The sequence below is a fragment of the Mesorhizobium sp. 2RAF21 genome, from assembly GCF_052115345.1.
In the GTDB taxonomy this organism is placed as follows: Bacteria; Pseudomonadota; Alphaproteobacteria; order Rhizobiales; family Rhizobiaceae; genus Mesorhizobium; species Mesorhizobium terrae.
The window spans coordinates 371,667-388,931 of the sequence record NZ_JBFRGM010000001.1 but is presented as its reverse complement, the minus strand read 5'-3'; the positions used below and the strand labels follow the sequence as shown (position 1 = coordinate 388,931).

Annotated in this window: 15 protein-coding genes; 9 read left to right on the top strand and 6 right to left on the bottom strand. The window is 62.1% G+C overall.

The window, feature by feature from the left end; all coding sequences use genetic code 11:
* Window positions 1–82 precede the first annotated feature (82 nt).
* The 4 genes from coaE to AB4136_RS01975 form a co-directional block, all read right to left on the bottom strand.
* Window positions 83–688, bottom strand: a complete 606-nt coding sequence (gene coaE / locus AB4136_RS01990) for a dephospho-CoA kinase (protein ID WP_024923286.1) — start codon at window positions 686–688, stop codon at window positions 83–85.
* Entirely contained in the window at window positions 685–1,524 is an 840-nt protein-coding gene (locus AB4136_RS01985) for a shikimate dehydrogenase (RefSeq protein ID WP_024923285.1), read from the bottom strand. The genes coaE and AB4136_RS01985 overlap by 4 nt, the downstream gene beginning before the upstream one ends.
* On the bottom strand, window positions 1,517–2,116 hold the full coding sequence (locus AB4136_RS01980) for a Maf-like protein (protein ID WP_024923284.1): 600 nt from the start codon (window positions 2,114–2,116) through the stop codon (window positions 1,517–1,519). Before AB4136_RS01980 ends, AB4136_RS01985 begins: the two co-directional genes overlap by 8 nt.
* 84 nt (window positions 2,117–2,200) lie before the next feature.
* Window positions 2,201–3,025: a pyruvate, water dikinase regulatory protein gene (locus AB4136_RS01975; protein ID WP_024923283.1), complete on the bottom strand. Its 825-nt coding sequence runs from the start codon at window positions 3,023–3,025 to the stop codon at window positions 2,201–2,203.
* Between the two features lie 398 nt (window positions 3,026–3,423).
* Between AB4136_RS01975 and hemE the strand changes: the two genes are divergently transcribed.
* The 3 genes from hemE (at window position 3,424) to rho (ending at window position 6,615) form a co-directional block, all read left to right on the top strand.
* A complete protein-coding gene (gene hemE / locus AB4136_RS01970) occupies window positions 3,424–4,452 on the top strand; it encodes a uroporphyrinogen decarboxylase (RefSeq protein WP_024923282.1) in 1,029 nt (342 codons plus the stop codon).
* The gene (gene hemJ, locus AB4136_RS01965; RefSeq protein ID WP_024923281.1) at window positions 4,449–4,985 is read left to right on the top strand and encodes a protoporphyrinogen oxidase HemJ; all 537 of its coding nucleotides are present in this window, start codon (window positions 4,449–4,451) and stop codon (window positions 4,983–4,985) included. The genes hemE and hemJ overlap by 4 nt, the downstream gene beginning before the upstream one ends.
* Before the next feature lie 364 nt (window positions 4,986–5,349).
* Window positions 5,350–6,615: a transcription termination factor Rho gene (rho, locus tag AB4136_RS01960; RefSeq protein ID WP_024923280.1), complete on the top strand. Its 1,266-nt coding sequence runs from the start codon at window positions 5,350–5,352 to the stop codon at window positions 6,613–6,615.
* Window positions 6,616–6,799: 184 nt separating this feature from the next.
* On the opposite strand, the gene AB4136_RS01955 is transcribed toward rho, so the two are convergent.
* A complete protein-coding gene (locus AB4136_RS01955) occupies window positions 6,800–8,797 on the bottom strand; it encodes a thioredoxin domain-containing protein (protein ID WP_244437885.1) in 1,998 nt (665 codons plus the stop codon).
* Between the two features lie 76 nt (window positions 8,798–8,873).
* Between AB4136_RS01955 and mnmE the strand changes: the two genes are divergently transcribed.
* The 5 genes from mnmE (at window position 8,874) to AB4136_RS01930 (ending at window position 14,614) form a co-directional block, all read left to right on the top strand.
* Entirely contained in the window at window positions 8,874–10,202 is a 1,329-nt protein-coding gene (gene mnmE, locus AB4136_RS01950) for a tRNA uridine-5-carboxymethylaminomethyl(34) synthesis GTPase MnmE (RefSeq protein WP_024923278.1), read from the top strand.
* A gap of 159 nt (window positions 10,203–10,361) precedes the next feature.
* On the top strand, window positions 10,362–12,233 hold the full coding sequence (gene mnmG / locus AB4136_RS01945) for a tRNA uridine-5-carboxymethylaminomethyl(34) synthesis enzyme MnmG (protein ID WP_024923277.1): 1,872 nt from the start codon (window positions 10,362–10,364) through the stop codon (window positions 12,231–12,233).
* The gene (gene rsmG / locus AB4136_RS01940; protein WP_137900342.1) at window positions 12,230–12,859 is read left to right on the top strand and encodes a 16S rRNA (guanine(527)-N(7))-methyltransferase RsmG; all 630 of its coding nucleotides are present in this window, start codon (window positions 12,230–12,232) and stop codon (window positions 12,857–12,859) included. Before mnmG ends, rsmG begins: the two co-directional genes overlap by 4 nt.
* A 44-nt stretch (window positions 12,860–12,903) precedes the next feature.
* Window positions 12,904–13,692, top strand: coding sequence for a ParA family protein (locus AB4136_RS01935; protein ID WP_024923275.1), 789 nt, complete (start codon window positions 12,904–12,906; stop codon window positions 13,690–13,692).
* Window positions 13,693–13,729: 37 nt separating this feature from the next.
* Entirely contained in the window at window positions 13,730–14,614 is an 885-nt protein-coding gene (locus tag AB4136_RS01930) for a ParB/RepB/Spo0J family partition protein (RefSeq protein ID WP_024923274.1), read from the top strand.
* Window positions 14,615–14,725: 111 nt separating this feature from the next.
* Here the strand turns inward: AB4136_RS01930 and holA are convergent, their stop codons facing one another.
* Window positions 14,726–15,778, bottom strand: a complete 1,053-nt coding sequence (holA, locus tag AB4136_RS01925; RefSeq protein ID WP_024923273.1) for a DNA polymerase III subunit delta — start codon at window positions 15,776–15,778, stop codon at window positions 14,726–14,728.
* Window positions 15,779–16,031: 253 nt separating this feature from the next.
* On the opposite strand from holA, the gene AB4136_RS01920 reads away from it, so the two are divergent.
* Window positions 16,032–17,264 carry a 3-methyl-2-oxobutanoate dehydrogenase (2-methylpropanoyl-transferring) subunit alpha gene (locus AB4136_RS01920; RefSeq protein WP_024923272.1) on the top strand — a complete coding sequence of 411 codons (1,233 nt, stop codon included), beginning with the start codon at window positions 16,032–16,034 and terminating at the stop codon, window positions 17,262–17,264.
* The last annotated feature ends 1 nt before the right edge of the window (window position 17,265 follow it).

The window sequence follows — 17,265 nt, the reverse complement described above, 5'->3', positions numbered from 1 at the left end:
GGCCCATATCATCTCTCCGGGGAGGGATGCCGGCGCATTTCGTTTGACCCGAAAATGGAGCCCGCCTGGCCGCCCCGCAAGGTCAGCCGGCGTCATTGCCGCCATTTTCCCCCGTTAGCTCGGCTATGATCGCCGCAAGGGCCGCCCGCGTCTCCTCGAAACTGCTGCCGGTGTCGACGACATAGTCGGCCATGCGGCGCTTTTCGGCGTCCGGCACCTGCTTCGCCAGGATGGCGGCGAACTTTTCCTCGGCCATGCCGGGGCGGGACAGAACGCGCTCACGCTGCGCCGCCGCCGCCGCACTCACCACCACCACCTTGTCGACGCGGTTTCTGCCGCCGGTCTCGAACAGAAGCGGGATGTCGAGCACAGCGAGTTGGGCACCCGCGGCGCGATGGCGCGCCAGGAAGGCGTCGGCGTCGGCGCGCACCAGCGGATGGATGATGGCTTCCAGCGTCTTCAGCGCGGCGGCATCGCCCAGCACACGCTGGCCAAGCAGTGCCCGGTCGACCGTGCCATCCCGGGTGACGCCGGGAAAGGCGGCCTCGACCAGAGGTGCTGCCTTGCCGGCATAAAGACGATGCACCGCCTCGTCCGAATCGTGCACCGGCACGCCGGCCTCCGCGAACATTTTTGCCGCGGTCGACTTGCCCATGCCGATGGAGCCAGTGAGGCCGAGAACGATCAATGGCTGGTCTCCAGGTCGGCGACGATCATGGCGCGCAGTTCCGGCGTCACCTCGGGCCGGCGGCCGAACCAGCGCTCGAAACCGGGTACCGCCTGGTGCAGCAACATGCCCAGCCCGTCGACGGTCTTCAGTCCGCGCTGCCTGGCGGCGGCGAGCAGCGGCGTTTCCAGCGGCACATAAACAATGTCGGTGACGATCGCATGCGCCGGCAAGCCGGCGGGATCGGCAGGCAGGCCTTCATTGCCATGCATGCCAAGCGCCGTGGTGTTGATGAGCAGGCCGGCATCGCCGAGCAGCGCGGCGGTCGCATCCGCACCATGCGCCGAGACACCGGCGCCGAACTGGTCGCCCAGCTCCCGCGCCCGCGCCACGGTGCGGTTGACGATGCGGATGTCCTTGAGCCCACGCTCCTTCAGCGCATGGATGACGGCGCGGGCGGCTCCGCCGGCGCCGAGCACGACCGCCGGCCCGTTCCCCGCCCAGCCGGGGGCATGTTCGTCGAGATTGGCGGCGAAGCCATGCGCGTCGGTGTTGCCGCCACACAAGAAGCCATCCTCGAACCACAGCGTGTTGACCGCGCCGATCTGCTCGGCCGCCTCGTCGCGTCGCCCGAGTGCCGCGAACACCACTTCCTTGTGCGGAATGGTGACGTTGCCGCCACTGAAGCCATTGCCGGCAAGTGACGACAGGAACGCTGATATATCGCCGGGCGCGACATCGATCGCTTCGTAGCTGCCGGCGATGCCGTAGCTGTTCAGCCAGTGGCCGTGGATCTTCGGCGACCGCGAATGGGCGACCGGATGACCGACCACGAAAGCTTTCTTCCGATCAGCCATCGATGGCACCCAGGTTGCGCAGTTCGGAAAGCAGCGGCAGCAGCGGCAGGCCGACGATGGTGAAATGATCGCCTTCGACCTTTTCGAACAGCTGGATGCCTTCGCCCTCGATCTGGTAGGCGCCGACGCTGGCGAGTGCCTTCTGGCCGACCCGCGCCAGATGTCGGCCGATGAAAGCCGGGGTGAGGTTGCGCATGGTGAGGTTGGCGATGCCGACATGCCGCCACAGCACCGCACCGTCGCGCACCAGCACCGCGGCGCTGTTCAGCTGATGCGTCCTGCCGGACAACGCCAGAAGATGGCGCCGCGCGCCTTCCATGTCGGCCGGCTTGTGGAACACCTCGTCGCCCAGCGACAGCGTCTGGTCGCAGCCCAGCACCAGCGCGCCCGGCCGGCGTTCGCTTACCTCGACCGCCTTGGCTTCCGCCAGGATGGCGGCAACGTCCTCGGGCGACACACCGCTGCCTTGAAGCGGTGCCTCGAGCGCGCGCTCGTCGACCTTAGCCGGCACCGCTTCGACATCGAGCCCGGCATTCTTCAGCATCGTCAACCTGAACGGGCTGCCCGATGCGAGGATGAGTTTCTCGGCCATGTTTGCTCCGCGCGCTGTTTCGTCCCGGCTATAGCATGCCCGACGAGACTGGAAGGAAAAACCCGCGCGGCCCTTTCAGGCGCGCTAGCGCGCCTTTTCGCGCATCAGCCCGACAATGGCCGCGGCAGTCTCTTCGATGGAGCGGCGGCTGACATCGATGGTCGGCCAGCCGTGGCGGGTGCATATCTGGCGGGCATAGGCCAGTTCCTCGTTGATGACGGCGCGGTCGACATAGCCGTTGGAATCGAAACCGGGCGTGGAACCCAGCAGGCGGTTCTGCCTGACATGCGAGATGCGTTCGGCGGTGGCCACCAGGCCGACGACCAGCGGCGTCTTGGCCTCGACCAGTGCCTGCGGCACCGGCACGCCGAGCACGATCGGGATGTTGGCGGTCTTGATGCCGCGATTGGCGAGATAGATGGAGGTCGGCGTCTTCGAGGTGCGCGAAATGCCGATCAGCACGATGTCGGCCTGTTCCATGTCGATCGGCAACTGGCCGTCGTCATGCTCCATGGTGAAGTTCAGCGCGTCGATGCGACGGAAATATTCGGCGTCCAGCACATGCTGGGCACCCACCCGCCGCCCGGCCGGGGTGCCGAGATAGGACTGGAAAACGGTCAGCACCGGTTCCAGCACCGAAACACAGGGCAGGCCCATGGCGGCGCAGCGTTCGTCGATACGGCGGGCAAGCGCCTGATCCACCACTGTATAAAGCACGATACCCGGTTCTTCCTCGATATCGTCGAACACCTTCATCAGCTGTTTCTCGGTACGGATCAGCGGATAGATGTGCTCGATGGCGCGCGCATCCTTGTATTGCGCCGATGCCGCCCGGCCGGCGGCCAGCAGCGTCTCGCCGGTGGCGTCGGAAATCAGGTGGAGGTGGAAGAAGCTCTGGGGTTTGTTCACAGGGGCTCGCGGGGTGCTGTGGGTGAATGTGGACAAGTGGGGGCAAACGCACCGGTCTGGTCCGGCCGACTGTATCAGATGCCTGTTTGTCCACAATTGATGGCGTTGTCAGCTTTTTCGGGCGTCTGGGGAGAAGTCTGGGGACGATGGAATCTGGCTGTCAGCCTTCCACAGGCGATCGCGCGGCAAGAGGTGGCCAGTACCTTGAATCCGAACGAAGAATCGACTTTTCCACACTGTTCCCAAGGGCGCGGAGAACAACACGCGACATTATGCGGGCTGGCATTTCAGGCGCCGATGCTGGACAGCTCGGCATTCCCGATTCAAACAGACTCATAGAATTAGAAGACTCTTTAAAAATCCTATTAGATTTATAAGAGGCTTTCGAAAGCGAGCGCATGGCAGCCAAACGGACCGTTCTTGAGGTACTGAAGGGCGAGACGGTGTCGCCACCTCCGCTCTGGATGATGCGCCAGGCAGGCCGCTATCTGCCGGAGTACCGGGAGACCCGGAAACGCGCCGGCAGCTTTCTCGACCTCTGCTACAATCCAGACCTTGCCGTGGAAGTGACGCTGCAGCCGATCGAACGCTTCGGCTTCGACGCGTCGATCCTGTTCTCGGATATTCTTGTCGTGCCGCATGCGCTCGGCCGCGATTTGCGCTTCGAGGAGGGCCGTGGGCCGCTTCTGACGCCGATCCGGGCCGATGAGATCGACGAACTCGACACCGAATTGTTTCACGTGAATCTGGCCCCGGTTTACGAAACCGTGCGCCAACTGCGCCGTAAATTGCCTGAGGAGACGACGCTGATCGGCTTCTGCGGAGCGCCGTGGACGGTGGCCACCTATATGATCGCCGGCCATGGCACGCCCGACCAGGCGCCGGCCAGGCTGTTTTCCTATCGCGAGTCGCAGGCGATGCGACGCCTGTTGGCGGTGCTGGCCGAGCAGTCCGCCGCCTATCTCATCCGCCAGATCGAGGCGGGCGCGGATGTGGTGCAGATCTTCGATTCCTGGTCCGGGGTTCTGGACGAGGCGTCCTTCCAGGCCTTCTGCGTGGAGCCGGTAGCCGAGATCGTGCGGCGGGTGCGTGCGGTCTATCCCGAAGTGCCGATCATCGGTTTTCCGAAGGGTGCCGGTTTCAACTATGCGTCCTATCGCTCGCTGACGGGTATAACGGGCCTCGGCCTCGACTGGACCGTGCCGCTGACCGCAGCGAAGGCGCTGCAGAAGGGCGGCGCCGTACAAGGCAATCTCGATCCGCTGCGGCTGGTGGCCGGCGGACGGGCGCTGGAGGAGGGTGTGGCGGCGATCCTCGACACGCTGGGCGACGGGCCGCTGATTTTCAACCTCGGCCACGGCATCACGCCGGAGACGCCGATTGCCCATGTCGAGGCGATGGTGAAACAGGTGAGGAGCCGTCGATGAGCGCAACCGAAAATACGGGCAGCGGTGGTCAGGCACTGCGGCGGGCAGCCATCGCCATCGCCATCTTCCTGTTCCTCACCGCGCTGCTCTATCTGTTGGCGCCGGCCGATTTCTATCCCTGGGCCAAGGCCGTGCATGTGATCGCGGTCATCTCGTGGATGGCCGGCATGCTCTATCTGCCGCGGCTCTTCGTCTATCATGCCGAGACTGAACGCGGCTCCGAACAGTCCGAGACCTTCAAAGTGATGGAGCGGCGCCTGCTGCGCGGCATCATCAACCCCGCCATGGTGATCAGCTGGGCCTTTGGCCTGTGGCTGGCATGGAAGGGCTTCGGCTTCCACGGCGGCTGGCTGCACGCCAAGATCGGTGCCGTGGTGCTGCTTTCGGCCGTGCACGGCTATCTGGTCGGCGCGGTGCGCAAATTCGCCGAGGACCGCAATGAAAAACCAGCGAGGCACTGGCGGATCGTCAACGAGATCCCCACATTGCTGATGATCGTCATCGTCGTGTTGGTGATCGTGAAGCCGTTCTGAGGCATCGGCGCGTCCAAGCGGGCGCATAAAGGGCGCCCTGAACTTTTTGAATCCGCTGCATTGTGCCTGCCGAAAATCGATTCCGATTTTCTGGTCGACGCAGTAGGGGTTCGAAATCTTGGCTTGGCAGGCCGGTTTCGAGGAAATTCTTGTCCGCGGGTTTGTCTTTCTCAACCCAGGCACGCCAGAAGCGGCAAAAAGCTTGAGCCGAGGCATAATTTCGCGCCTTGCTCTTTGGATAGTGTGACGGTACAAGACGGGTCTCTCCTCGTCACGCACCGCATTCAATTCCCGCCTTCCGGTTGCGTTCGGCACTTTTTCACCCGCCGACCCATTTTCCCATTTTTACATTCAGGCTCCTCTCATGCAGGAAATGAAACTTACCGAATTCAAAAACAAGAAGCCGCCGGAGCTGATCGCTTACGCGGAATCGCTCGAGGTCGAGAACGCCAGCGTCATGCGCAAGCAGGAGCTGATGTTCGCGATCCTCAAGAAGCTGGCCGCGCAGGACGTCGAGATCATCGGCGACGGCGTCGTCGAGGTGTTGCAGGACGGCTTCGGCTTCCTTCGCTCCGCCAACGCCAATTATCTTCCGGGTCCGGACGATATCTATATTTCACCCTCCCAGATCCGCCGCTTCTCGCTGAAGACCGGCGACACCGTGGAAGGACCGATCCGCAGCCCGAAGGAAGGCGAACGCTATTTCGCGCTGCTCAAGGTCAACACCATCAATTTCGACGACCCGGAGAAGATCCGGCACAAGATCCATTTCGACAATCTGACGCCGCTCTATCCGACCTCGCGGCTGAAGATGGAGGTCGAGAACCCGACCACTAAGGATATCTCGCCGCGCGTCATCGACCTGGTGGCACCGCTCGGCAAGGGCCAGCGTGCGCTGATCGTGGCGCAGCCGCGCACGGGTAAGACGGTGCTGCTGCAGAACATCGCCCACTCGATCACCACCAACCATCCCGAATGCTATCTGATCGTGCTTCTGATCGACGAGCGTCCGGAAGAAGTCACCGACATGCAGCGTTCGGTGAAGGGCGAGGTTGTGTCCTCGACCTTCGACGAGCCGGCTGCCCGCCACGTTCAGGTCGCCGAAATGGTCATCGAAAAGGCCAAGCGCCTGGTCGAGCATGGCCGCGACGTCGTCATCCTGCTTGATTCGATCACCCGCCTCGGCCGCGCCTACAACACCGTGGTGCCGTCGTCCGGCAAGGTGCTGACCGGCGGTGTCGACGCCAACGCGTTGCAGCGGCCGAAGCGTTTCTTCGGCGCCGCCCGTAACATCGAGGAAGGCGGTTCGCTGACCATCATCGCCACCGCGCTGATCGATACCGGCAGCCGCATGGACGAAGTGATCTTCGAAGAGTTCAAGGGTACCGGCAACTCGGAAATCGTGCTCGACCGCAAGGTGGCCGACAAGCGCATCTACCCGGCGATGGATATCCTGAAATCCGGTACGCGCAAGGAGGACCTCCTGGTGCCGCGCGCGGACCTGCAGAAGATCTTCGTGCTGCGCCGTATCCTGGCACCGATGGGCACGACCGACGCGATCGAGTTCCTCATCGACAAGCTGAAGCAGACGAAGACCAATGGCGACTTCTTCGATTCGATGAACACCTGATCAGGTTTCTATTACCGGCGAACGGTAATGGACGATTTTCAAGGCAAGGCGCGCCCAAACGGGCGCGTTTTGTATTTCTGGACCCTGTTGTGTATCAAAACCGGTGCCAGGTTGCGGATGCTTCCGCGTAACCTATTGTATAAATTATAGAAAATTATTTGACTCTGGTTTGTGACATCCGATCCTACCCACTTTTGCGGCGCAGGAGACGCTCGAGTTCCTCCGGTTCGGTGACAACCGGCAGGCAGACCTGGCCGGTGCAGTAATAAGCCCCCGGCCTCTCGGTGGTCGGGACCAAACCCCCGGGCAGACCCGGTGCGGCGTCCCCCAGCGGCACGATAAGATCGACGCGGCGCGGGTCCGGATTTCGATTCGCTACCGGAACAAGGCTTGGATTGTCGGAGCTTTCGATGATGACAAGCTTCAAGGGCTCGAGCACCAGCACGCAGGAATTGACGATGCCGGCCTGGCCGTAGGCCTGTTTGGACGCGCGGCCCATAGCGTGCTCGGCGACGATATAGGCCTTGTCCTGCAAGGCCAGATCGCCAGTGGCGGTCGCCAGCCGCGCCAAGGCTTCAACGATCTGTCCGGTGGCGGAGGGAATGGCTTCATCGACATCGCCACGGATGCGGATCGGAACATCGGCGCTGTCGGACGCGGACAGGAAGTGCCCGGTTCCGGCGCTGTCGTCATGCCAGCGGTCGAGTTGTTCAGCCAACCCTTTGGCAATATTGATATATTTTTGGTCGTGTGTTGCTTCAAATAGGGCAACCGCGGCATTGATGAGAGCGGCATAATCGCCGGAAAGCGCGGGAAACAGCTTCTTCGATCCGAGAATGGAGTGGGGGATACGGCCGTTTTCAGTCGCTGAAAGAATGGTCGAGAAGGCTTGGGCAGCGGCTTCGATCCAGTCGGTTCGGCCAAATGAACGCCCGCATTCGGCCAGTGCGGTGATGGCAAGTCCGTTCCAGTCGGCCAGCACCTTGTCGTCGCGCCCGGGCGCGATGCGTGATGAGCGGCTGGCCAGCAGCTTGGCCTTGAGGCCAGCAACAACAGCGTGATCGGTTACACTAGCGTCGCGTTGCTCGCCAGTCTGGCGCAGGATCGGTTTGCCTTCCCAGGCCGAGGGACTGACCAGCGAGAAGTATCTGGAAAACAAGCCAGAATCGCTGCCGAGAGCGTCGGCGATTTCTCCGTCTGTCCAGCAGTAATAAAGGCCTTCCTCGCCTTCGCTGTCGGCGTCATAGCTCGACGCAAATGCACCGCCGTCGACGCGCATGTCACGCAGAAGCCAGGCGACAGTCTCCTCGATTCGGTGCCGAAACAGTTCATCGCCCGTCTCGGCATAGGCCCAGTTGGCCAGGCGCAGGAGCTGAGCATTGTCGTACAGCATCTTCTCGAAATGCGGCACCGTCCATTCGGCGTCCGTGGAATAACGACAGAGGCCGCCGCCGACATGGTCGTAGATGCCGCCAGCCAGCATCTTGCGCAAGCCGAGAAGGACGGCATCGCGGCGGGTCGTATTGCCCGTCTGCAGCCAGGACAGCCAGAGCGTGGTCGTGAAGGGCGCATTGGGGAACTTCGGCGCGCCGGACAGGCCACCTCCACGCCAGTCGATCATGCCCTGGATGCCCGCAGCGAGGCCATCCAGGGTATCCTTTGTCAGTGCGGTCCTTGGTTCAGCCGACGACAAGCGTGCCGCGACATGGGCGACCAGGCCGTCCGCGCTTTGGGCGATGCTGCTCCTCTTTTCGCGCCAGGCTTTATCGACGGCCTCCAGTACCTGCACGAAGCCTGGCCGACCGTATCGCGACGTTGGTGGGAAGTAGGTTCCGCCCCAGAACGGCTTGCCGTCTGGCGTCAGGAACATGGTGAGCGGCCAGCCACCTTGCTCGCCCATGGCCGAGAGCGACGCCATATAGATCTGATCGATATCGGGCCGCTCCTCGCGATCGACCTTGATATTGACGAACAGACGGTTCATGACGCCTGCGATTTCGGCGTTCTCGAAACTTTCATGCGCCATCACATGGCACCAGTGGCAGGCGGCATAACCGATCGAGAGCAGGATTGGTCGATCGGACGCCCTGGCTTCGTCGAGCGCGGCCTGGGACCAGGCACGCCAATGGACGGGGTTTTCGGCATGTTGGCGAAGATAGGGGCTCGCCTCATCGGCCAGCATGTTTCTTTGCGGTAGCGTCACGGCAAGCGCCCTGTTGCGATGGCGCTGACGTTAGGGGATTTCCACGAGCGGACAAATGAGATTTTCGGATTCGATCGTCGCACTCTCGAGCGGTAAACTACCTGCCGGCGTCGCCGTGGTTCGCCTGTCCGGCCCACAGGTTCGATTCGCACTCGAAACGATATCTGGTTCAGTGCCGCTCTCGCACACGGCTCACCTGCGGAAACTGAAGCAATCCGACGGCACCGTAATCGACACAAGTTTGGTGGTTTTCTTCGAAGGCCCGGCGTCCTTTACGGGGGAGGATGTCGCGGAATTCCAGGTGCACGGCGGGCGCGCCGTGGTGGCAGCATTGCTGAAGAGGCTCACGACCATCGACGGCATCAGGCATGCGGAGCCCGGCGAGTTCACCCGCAGGGCCTTTCTCAATGGCAAGGTCGATTTGATCGAGACGGAAGCGTTGGCCGACCTGATCAATGCCGAGACGGAAGCGCAGCGTCGTTTTGCCGTGCTGAGCGCGAGCGGAGCGCAAAGCAAGCTTTACGAAGACTGGCGCAAGCGGCTTATCCACGCCCGGGCGATGATCGAGGCCGAGATCGATTTCGCGGACGAAGATGATGTGCCCGGTTCGGTTTCGGCGAGCGTCTGGGCTGATATGCACAAGCTTTCTAGCGAGATCGGCGAACACGTTAAGGGGTTCCATGCCGGAGAAATCCTTCGTGAAGGTTTCGATGTCGTCATTCTAGGTGCGCCGAACGCAGGTAAGTCCAGCCTCTTCAATGCTTTGGCCAAACGTGATGTGGCGATTGTCAGCGATGAAGCAGGCACGACACGCGATCTTCTGGAAGTTGCGCTTGATCTTGGTGGCTTGAGGGTGCGGTTGACGGATACGGCAGGCTTGCGGGAGCAGGCAGGAAAGGTCGAGACGATCGGGATCGGACGCGCCAGGGAACGCGCGAACGAAGCCGACCTGCTGATCGTGCTTGAGGATATGACAGGACCGATTACATCGCTGGAGGTACCTGCGAGTGTGCCGGTTCTTCGCGTTGGGACAAAGGCCGACCTGATTGAAGCTGCGCCTAAGGACGGAGAACGGAGGTATGATCTCGCTGTCTCCACGGTTTCGGGGCTCGGGTTGGCAGGCCTCCTCGATGAACTGGGCAGGTTGGCAAATGAGGCTGCTGGGACGACGGGAGAGCTGTTGCCGTCGCGCCTGCGCCATGTGGAACTGTTGGAGGCGAGCCGGAGTTTTATCGATCACGCGGCTGGGCAAAGCGACGCATTTCAGGAACTTCGCGCGGAGGATCTGCGGCTCGCGGGGGATAGGCTCGGGCGGATCGTCGGCACGGCGGGTGTCGAAGATCTGCTCGACGTCATCTTCTCGCAGTTCTGTATCGGCAAGTGACTCACGTGAAACATTTCCGTGTCAAAGAAGGTGATTCACGTGAAACACCTGGGCAGGTGACCGTCTCATGATGTTTCACGTGAAACCAAATTGCTTTTCCTTGACACGACTCGTTTCTAGGAACATGAAATCGACAACGAAACTCCAGGAGCCAAGACGATGAGCAACAGCTACGACGTAGTCGTGGTTGGCGGCGGCCATGCCGGATGCGAGGCAGCCAGTGCGGCGGCGCGCGCTGGCGCGCGTACGGCTCTGGTTACGCTGCGTTTCGACACCATCGGCGTGATGTCCTGCAATCCCGCGATTGGCGGCCTTGGCAAGGGGCATCTGGTTCGCGAGATCGATGCGATGGACGGCCTGATGGGCCGCGTCGCTGATGCGGCCGGCATCCAGTTCCGCCTGCTCAACCGCAGGAAGGGCCCGGCCGTGCGCGGGCCGCGCACGCAGGCTGATCGCAAGCTCTACCGGCTGGCCATGCAGGATGCCATTCGCGCTCAGGCCAACCTCGACGTCGTCGAGGGCGAAGTGCTTGATTTCGAAGTGAAGAATGGCTCCGTTGAAGCGGTGCTTCTGGCGGACGGACGCAGGTTGCCTTGCGGCGCGGTGGTATTAACCACCGGCACCTTCCTTCGTGGCCTCATTCATATCGGCGATCGCAAGATCGTGGCCGGGCGGATGAACGAACAGGCGTCGATGGGCCTGTCAGCGACGATGGAGCGCATCGGCTTCAATCTCGGGCGCTTGAAGACGGGTACGCCGCCACGGCTCGATGGGCGTACCATCGACTGGAAGTCGCTGGAGAGCCAGGCAGCGGATAACGACCCTGTGCCTTTTTCTCTGATGACGGATCGAATTCGCAACCCGCAGATCGATTGCGGCATAACGCGAACGACGCCGGCATCGCATGCGGTGATCAGGGCCAATCTCAGTCGCTCGGCTATGTATTCCGGCGAGATCGAAGGTGTCGGCCCGCGTTATTGCCCGTCGATCGAAGACAAGATTGTCAAGTTCGGTGATCGCGAGGGGCACCAGATATTCCTGGAACCCGAAGGGCTTGACGATTCGACCGTCTACCCAAACGGCATTTCGACCTCGTTGCCGGAAGACGCGCAGCTGGATTTACTGAAGACCATTCCGGGCCTGGAGCGGGCGCATATGCTGCAGCCGGGCTACGCTATTGAATATGATCATGTCGATCCGCGCGAACTGTTGCCGACGCTGGAAACCCGACGGGTCAAAGGGTTGTTCCTGGCCGGTCAGATCAATGGGACGACCGGTTATGAGGAGGCGGGCGCCCAGGGTCTGGTCGCCGGGCTGAACGCCGCTCGCCGCGCTTCTGGTGGCGAGGAGGTCGTGCTGAGCCGCACCGAAGCCTATATCGGCGTGATGATTGACGACCTGACTAGCCGCGGCATCGCCGAACCATACCGGATGTTCACCTCCCGGGCGGAGTTTCGGTTGTCGTTGCGTGCCGATAATGCCGATGAAAGGTTGACGCCGAAGGCAATCGAACTGGGCATCGTGTCGGCGGATCGCGCGCAGCGATTCAAGGAAGTTCGGGATCGCGTGGACGGGGCGCGGGCGCTGGCGCAAGAGATCCAGCTGACGCCGAATGAGGCGGCCAGGTTTGGCATCGAAATCAATCGCGACGGGGTGAGGCGCTCGCTTTACGAACTGCTGGCTTATCCGGATGTTGATGTTGCGCTGCTCGGCCAAATCGACGACAGGTTTGGCGCTGTCGATGTCAAGACAGCGGAAGCTCTTGAAATTGAAGCGAAATATGCCGTCTACCTAGGTCGGCAGAAAGCCGATGTCGAACAGATGCGTCATGAGGAAAGCCGGTTGATCCCGCAAGATCTGGACTTCGCGGCGGTGTCGGGTCTGTCGAACGAACTCAAGCAGAAAATGAGCAACCGCAGGCCGCGTTCGGTGGCGGATGCGCAACGCATGGAAGGCATGACGCCCGCCGCATTGGCGGTTATCGTCGCCCATATCCGCAACGCGGAGCTGGCACAAAAGGGTGCCGCTTGAGCACTGCATCCTTTGAGAGTCTACAGGATGTGGCGGGACACGTTTCACGTGAAACATTCGAGCGCCTGCGTGCGTTCGAGACGCATTTCCTGAAATGGAACAACCGCATCAATCTCATTGCGGCATCGACGGAAGCCGAGATATGGCAGCGTCATATTCTTGACAGCGCCCAGTTGGCGGCCCTCGAACCGCTTGCCACGAAATGGGTCGATATCGGTTCCGGTGGCGGATTTCCGGGCCTCGTCATGGCGTTCCTGCTTGGCGAGCGCGGCGGTACGATCGATCTGGTCGAGAGCAATCGCAAGAAAACCGGATTCCTGCAGGCCACGGTAGGCGAGTTTCGGTTGCCCGCCCGGATCGTGGCAAAGCGGATCGAGGATTCCTATCCGTTCGTGAAAGCGCCGGAGGTGGTGACAGCTCGCGCCTTGGCACCTTTGACGGACCTGTTGGGGCTGGCCGAGCCGTGGCTGGCTGCCGGCGCGCGCGCCCTGTTCCATAAAGGTCGGGATTATGAGCGGGAGATCGAAGAAAGCGCTCACCGCTGGCGGTTCGATCTGCTAAAACATGGCAGCTTGATCGACCCACAAGGGGTTGTGCTTGATCTGCGCAATGTGCGCAGGGCTTGATTGGAAAGCTTATCGCTCGCGAAATGAACTTCTGGCGGGAAACCATGACCAGCACCGGACCAAGGATCATCACGGTCGCCAACCAAAAAGGCGGGGTCGGCAAGACGACCACCGCCATCAACCTGGCGACCGCCCTTGCGGCGATCGGCGAGCGCGTGCTGATCGTCGATCTCGATCCGCAGGGCAACGCAAGCACCGGTCTCGGCATCGATCGTCGCGACCGCGCGGTTTCTTCTTATGACGTGCTCACCGGTCAGCTCGACCTGGAAGCGGCGGCGATGCCGACGGCCGTGCCCGGCCTGTCGATCGTGCCGTCGACGCTCGATCTGCTCGGCATCGAGATGGAGATTGCCTCGGCGCCGGATCGTGTGTTGCGGCTGCGCAATGCGATCCACGCCTCGGACAAGTTCAGCTATGTGCTGATCGACTGCCCGCCGTCGCTCAATCTGCTGACGCTCAATTCGATGGCAGCCGCGGATTCTGTGCTGGTGCCGCTGCAATGCGAATTCTTCGCGCTGGAAGGCCTCAGCCAGCTGCTCGAAACGGTCGAGCAGGTACGTGGCTCGATCAATCCGGCCCTCAGCATCCAGGGCATCGTGCTCACCATGTTCGATGGGCGCAACAATCTCGCCAATCAGGTCGTGCAGGACGTGCGTGCCTATATGGGCGACAAGGTCTATGAGACCATAATCCCACGCAATGTCCGGGTGTCGGAAGCGCCGTCCTACGGCAAGCCGGCCATCCTTTACGATCTGAAATGTTCAGGCAGCCAGGCCTATCTGCAACTGGCGTCTGAAGTGATCCGCCGCGAACGTCAGTTGCGTGCCGCCTGAAACCGATTCGATACCGAAACGATCCGGAAGACCAAATATGAACGACGATCCCTCAAGAAAGCGGCTGGGCCGTGGGCTGGCGGCACTGATCGGCGAAATCGACCGTCCTGCGGCCGTCGAGACGGAGAAGCCGCGCCTGGCGGCGGACGGCAAGGTGCCGATCGAATTCGTCACCCCCAATCCACGCAACCCGCGCCGTCATTTCGGGGAAGCGGAACTGACGGATCTGTCGCAGTCCATCCGTGAGCACGGTGTCGTGCAGCCGGTGGTGGTGCGTCCGTCGCCGACCCAGCAGGGCCGCTATGAGATCATCGCCGGCGAGCGCCGTTGGCGGGCAGCCCAGCGCGCCGGCTTGATCGAGCTTCCGGTTATCGTGCGCGATGTGAACGACCGCACTGCGCTGGAACTGGCGATCATCGAGAACGTGCAGCGCGCGGACCTCAATCCGGTCGAGGAAGCGCTTGGTTATCAGCAGCTGATCGATGAGCATGACTACAGCCAGGCCGATCTCGGCCAGGTCATCGGCAAGAGCCGCAGCCATGTCGCGAACACGCTGCGGCTGCTGAAACTGCCGGATGTCATCCGCGATATGCTGGTCGACGGTTCGTTGTCCGCCGGTCATGCCAGAACGCTGGTAACCGCCCAGGATCCGGCGGCGCTGGCCAAGCGGATCGTCGAAGAGGGGCTTTCCGTGCGGCAGGCCGAAGCGCTGGCGCAGATGCCGGCTCAGGCGCAACGCGAGGCCAAGCCTTCCGGCGCCGCCGAGAAGGACCCGGACACTTTGGCGCTGGAGAGATTGCTATCGGATGTCACCGGCATGAAAGTGGTCATCGCGCATAAGAGCGGTGGTGGCGAATTGCGCGTGTCCTACCGTTCTCTCGACCAGCTCGACGACCTCTGCCGGCGCCTGAAACAGAGCTGATCCTGGCCGGTCATCCCTGAGAGGTCTGTTTGCGCCGATCTGTTCGCCGGGGATGGCTTTAACATATTGTTTCAAAAAGGTTTTCTGTTTTGGATCGCCGCGGTGCTCCGGTCATCCGGCGCGCCGGTTGCTGAGCCTGGCGCTTTCCACCGCGATACCAAGCAGAGCCTGACGGGCGATGGAAGCAGCCAGATCCGACCGTCGCCGTGTCTGCAGGATTGCGGCCTGCAGGCGGGTCAAAGCTCTGGCCAGGGCGTCGGTGGTCCAGCGCTGCAGCGCGGTTTCCACCAGTCTGCGTCGCGTGAAAAACACCGGCGGCTTGTGCGCAGCGACAATCGCTGCGGCGTTGCGGCCATCCGCATCCATCGTTCCGCGCATCGCATGCAAGGCCTGGAGCTGGCGCATGGCGCCCGACAACGCAAGAAAAGGCTGGCCACCTGCCTGGCATTGACGGGTAAATGCAGTGTCGAACGCGTCCAATTGTCCGGCCAGAACGGCATCCACGGCATCGTCGAAGGATTGTCCCGAAACGTCACCGGTCAGGGCCTGCACATCGTCCAGCGTGATTTCGCCGCGACCAAGCGCATAAAGCGTCAGTTTGGCGACCTCGCCGCGTGAGGCCAGCCGGTCGCCGCCAAGATTGCGACGCAGCATCTGGCGCGCTTCCAGCGTCATCGACATGCCGGCCTTGCCGAGCTCATCGTCGATGACGCTGTCGATGTCGCGAGCCTCGTCGGAATAGCAAGGCAACGCCATGGCGCCGTCGCCAGCTTCGACGATGTTGCGCAGCCCGACACCTTTCTTGAGATCGCCTGCCTCGATCAAGACGATGGCGTCGCGCGGCGGTTCGGCCAATAGCGCCTTGACGTCTTCGGCGAGACCTTTTTGGGCACCGGCATTGCGAAGCCAAAGCAGCCGCCGGTCGGAGAACATCGGCACGGTGCGTGCCTCGTCCAGCAGCCGGCCCTCGTCGCGGTCGGCCTCACCGGCGTCCAGCTTCACCACGGAAAAGGGATCGTCGAGCGGCAGACCGGTGCGCACCGCAAAAGCGCGGGCACGCTCAGCCACCAGGCCGCGATCCGGTCCATAGATGAGGACCAGCCAAACGCGCGCGTCCGGCCGTGCGAGCCACGAATCGACTTCCGAGGCTTTCTTCTGTGCCATGAATGTCCCTTAGCACGATGTTGCGGCAAGGCGAACGGCTGCAGCTATCGAACCCAAACGGGCGATCCGCCATGCAGTTTGTTGCCGGCAAAGACCAGGAAGAGACGGGATATTACGTGGAATTCCTGCCACATTGCGCCGCCGTCGGCCGCCCCTGCGCGATAGAACAGGGGTGTTCGAAGGAGGTACTTTGACGCTGCTTCGGCGGCGAAGATGTGCGAACATCGCCAGGTGACAGTGGAGGACGGGAGCCATGGCCGAAGCTGGGAAGTTACGTTTTCACGTTCCGGAACCGGAGGTGCGACCGGGCGGAACGCCCGATTTCTCCAATGTTCCCATTCCCAAGGCGGGCTCGGTTCCGAGGCCGCCGATCGACGTCGATCCGCGCGACATCCGCGATCTCGCCTTCTCCATCATCCGCGTCCTGGACCGCGCCGGCGATGCGGTCGGGCCATGGTCGGGGATGCTCTCCGACAAGGAGCTGCTCGAAGGCCTGCGCCACATGATGACGCTGCGGACCTTCGATGCGCGCATGCAGATGGCGCAGCGCCAAGGCAAGACCTCTTTCTACATGCAGCACCTGGGCGAAGAAGCGGTGAGCTGCGCCTTTCGCAAGGCGCTCGACAAGGGCGATATGAATTTTCCGACCTACCGACAGGCCGGCCTGCTGATCGCGGACGGCTATCCGATGGTCACCATGATGAACCAGATCTACTCCAACGAGGCCGATCCGCTGAAGGGTCGGCAATTGCCGATCATGTATTCGTCGAAGGAGCATGGCTTCTTCTCGATTTCCGGCAATCTCGCCACGCAATATATCCAGGCCGTGGGCTGGGCGATGGCTTCGGCGATCAGCGGTGACACGCGCATTGCCGCTGCCTGGATCGGTGACGGCTCGACGGCGGAATCGGATTTCCATTCGGCGCTGGTGTTTGCCTCGACCTACAAGGCGCCAGTGATCTTGAACATCGTCAACAACCAGTGGGCGATTTCGACCTTCCAGGGCATCGCACGCGGCGGTGTCGGCACCTTCGCGGCGCGCGGCTTGGGCTTCGGCATTCCGGCCTTGCGTGTCGACGGTAATGATTATCTGGCCGTGCATGCGGTGGCGAAATGGGCGGCGGAGCGTGCGCGCGCCAATCTCGGGCCGACACTGATTGAATATGTCACCTATCGCGCTGGCGCGCATTCTTCATCCGACGATCCATCAGCCTATCGGCCGAAGGCGGAATCGGAAGCCTGGCCGCTGGGCGATCCCGTGGTGCGGCTGAAGAACCATCTCATCCATCGCGGGGTCTGGTCCGACGAGCGCCATGCGCAAGCGGAAACCGAAATCCTGGACACGGTGATCGCAGCGCAAAAAGAGGCCGAGACGCACGGCACGCTGCATGCCGGCGGCAAGCCGTCGACCCGCGATATGTTCGAAGGGCTATACGCCGAGATGCCACCGCATCTCAGGCGCCAGCGCCAGCAGGCAGGGGTCTGAA

Coding starts and splice junctions, on each gene's coding strand:
- AB4136_RS01985 (WP_024923285.1), bottom strand. CDS start 1,524: ATGGCTGATCGGAAGAAAGCTTTCGTGGTCGGTCATCCGGTCGCCCAT.
- AB4136_RS01980 (WP_024923284.1), bottom strand. CDS start 2,116: ATGGCCGAGAAACTCATCCTCGCATCGGGCAGCCCGTTCAGGTTGACG.
- hemE (WP_024923282.1), top strand. CDS start 3,424: ATGGCAGCCAAACGGACCGTTCTTGAGGTACTGAAGGGCGAGACGGTG.
- hemJ (WP_024923281.1), top strand. CDS start 4,449: ATGAGCGCAACCGAAAATACGGGCAGCGGTGGTCAGGCACTGCGGCGG.
- rho (WP_024923280.1), top strand. CDS start 5,350: ATGCAGGAAATGAAACTTACCGAATTCAAAAACAAGAAGCCGCCGGAG.
- AB4136_RS01955 (WP_244437885.1), bottom strand. CDS start 8,797: ATGCTGGCCGATGAGGCGAGCCCCTATCTTCGCCAACATGCCGAAAAC.
- mnmE (WP_024923278.1), top strand. CDS start 8,874: ATGAGATTTTCGGATTCGATCGTCGCACTCTCGAGCGGTAAACTACCT.
- mnmG (WP_024923277.1), top strand. CDS start 10,362: ATGAGCAACAGCTACGACGTAGTCGTGGTTGGCGGCGGCCATGCCGGA.
- AB4136_RS01935 (WP_024923275.1), top strand. CDS start 12,904: ATGACCAGCACCGGACCAAGGATCATCACGGTCGCCAACCAAAAAGGC.
- AB4136_RS01930 (WP_024923274.1), top strand. CDS start 13,730: ATGAACGACGATCCCTCAAGAAAGCGGCTGGGCCGTGGGCTGGCGGCA.
- holA (WP_024923273.1), bottom strand. CDS start 15,778: ATGGCACAGAAGAAAGCCTCGGAAGTCGATTCGTGGCTCGCACGGCCG.
- AB4136_RS01920 (WP_024923272.1), top strand. CDS start 16,032: ATGGCCGAAGCTGGGAAGTTACGTTTTCACGTTCCGGAACCGGAGGTG.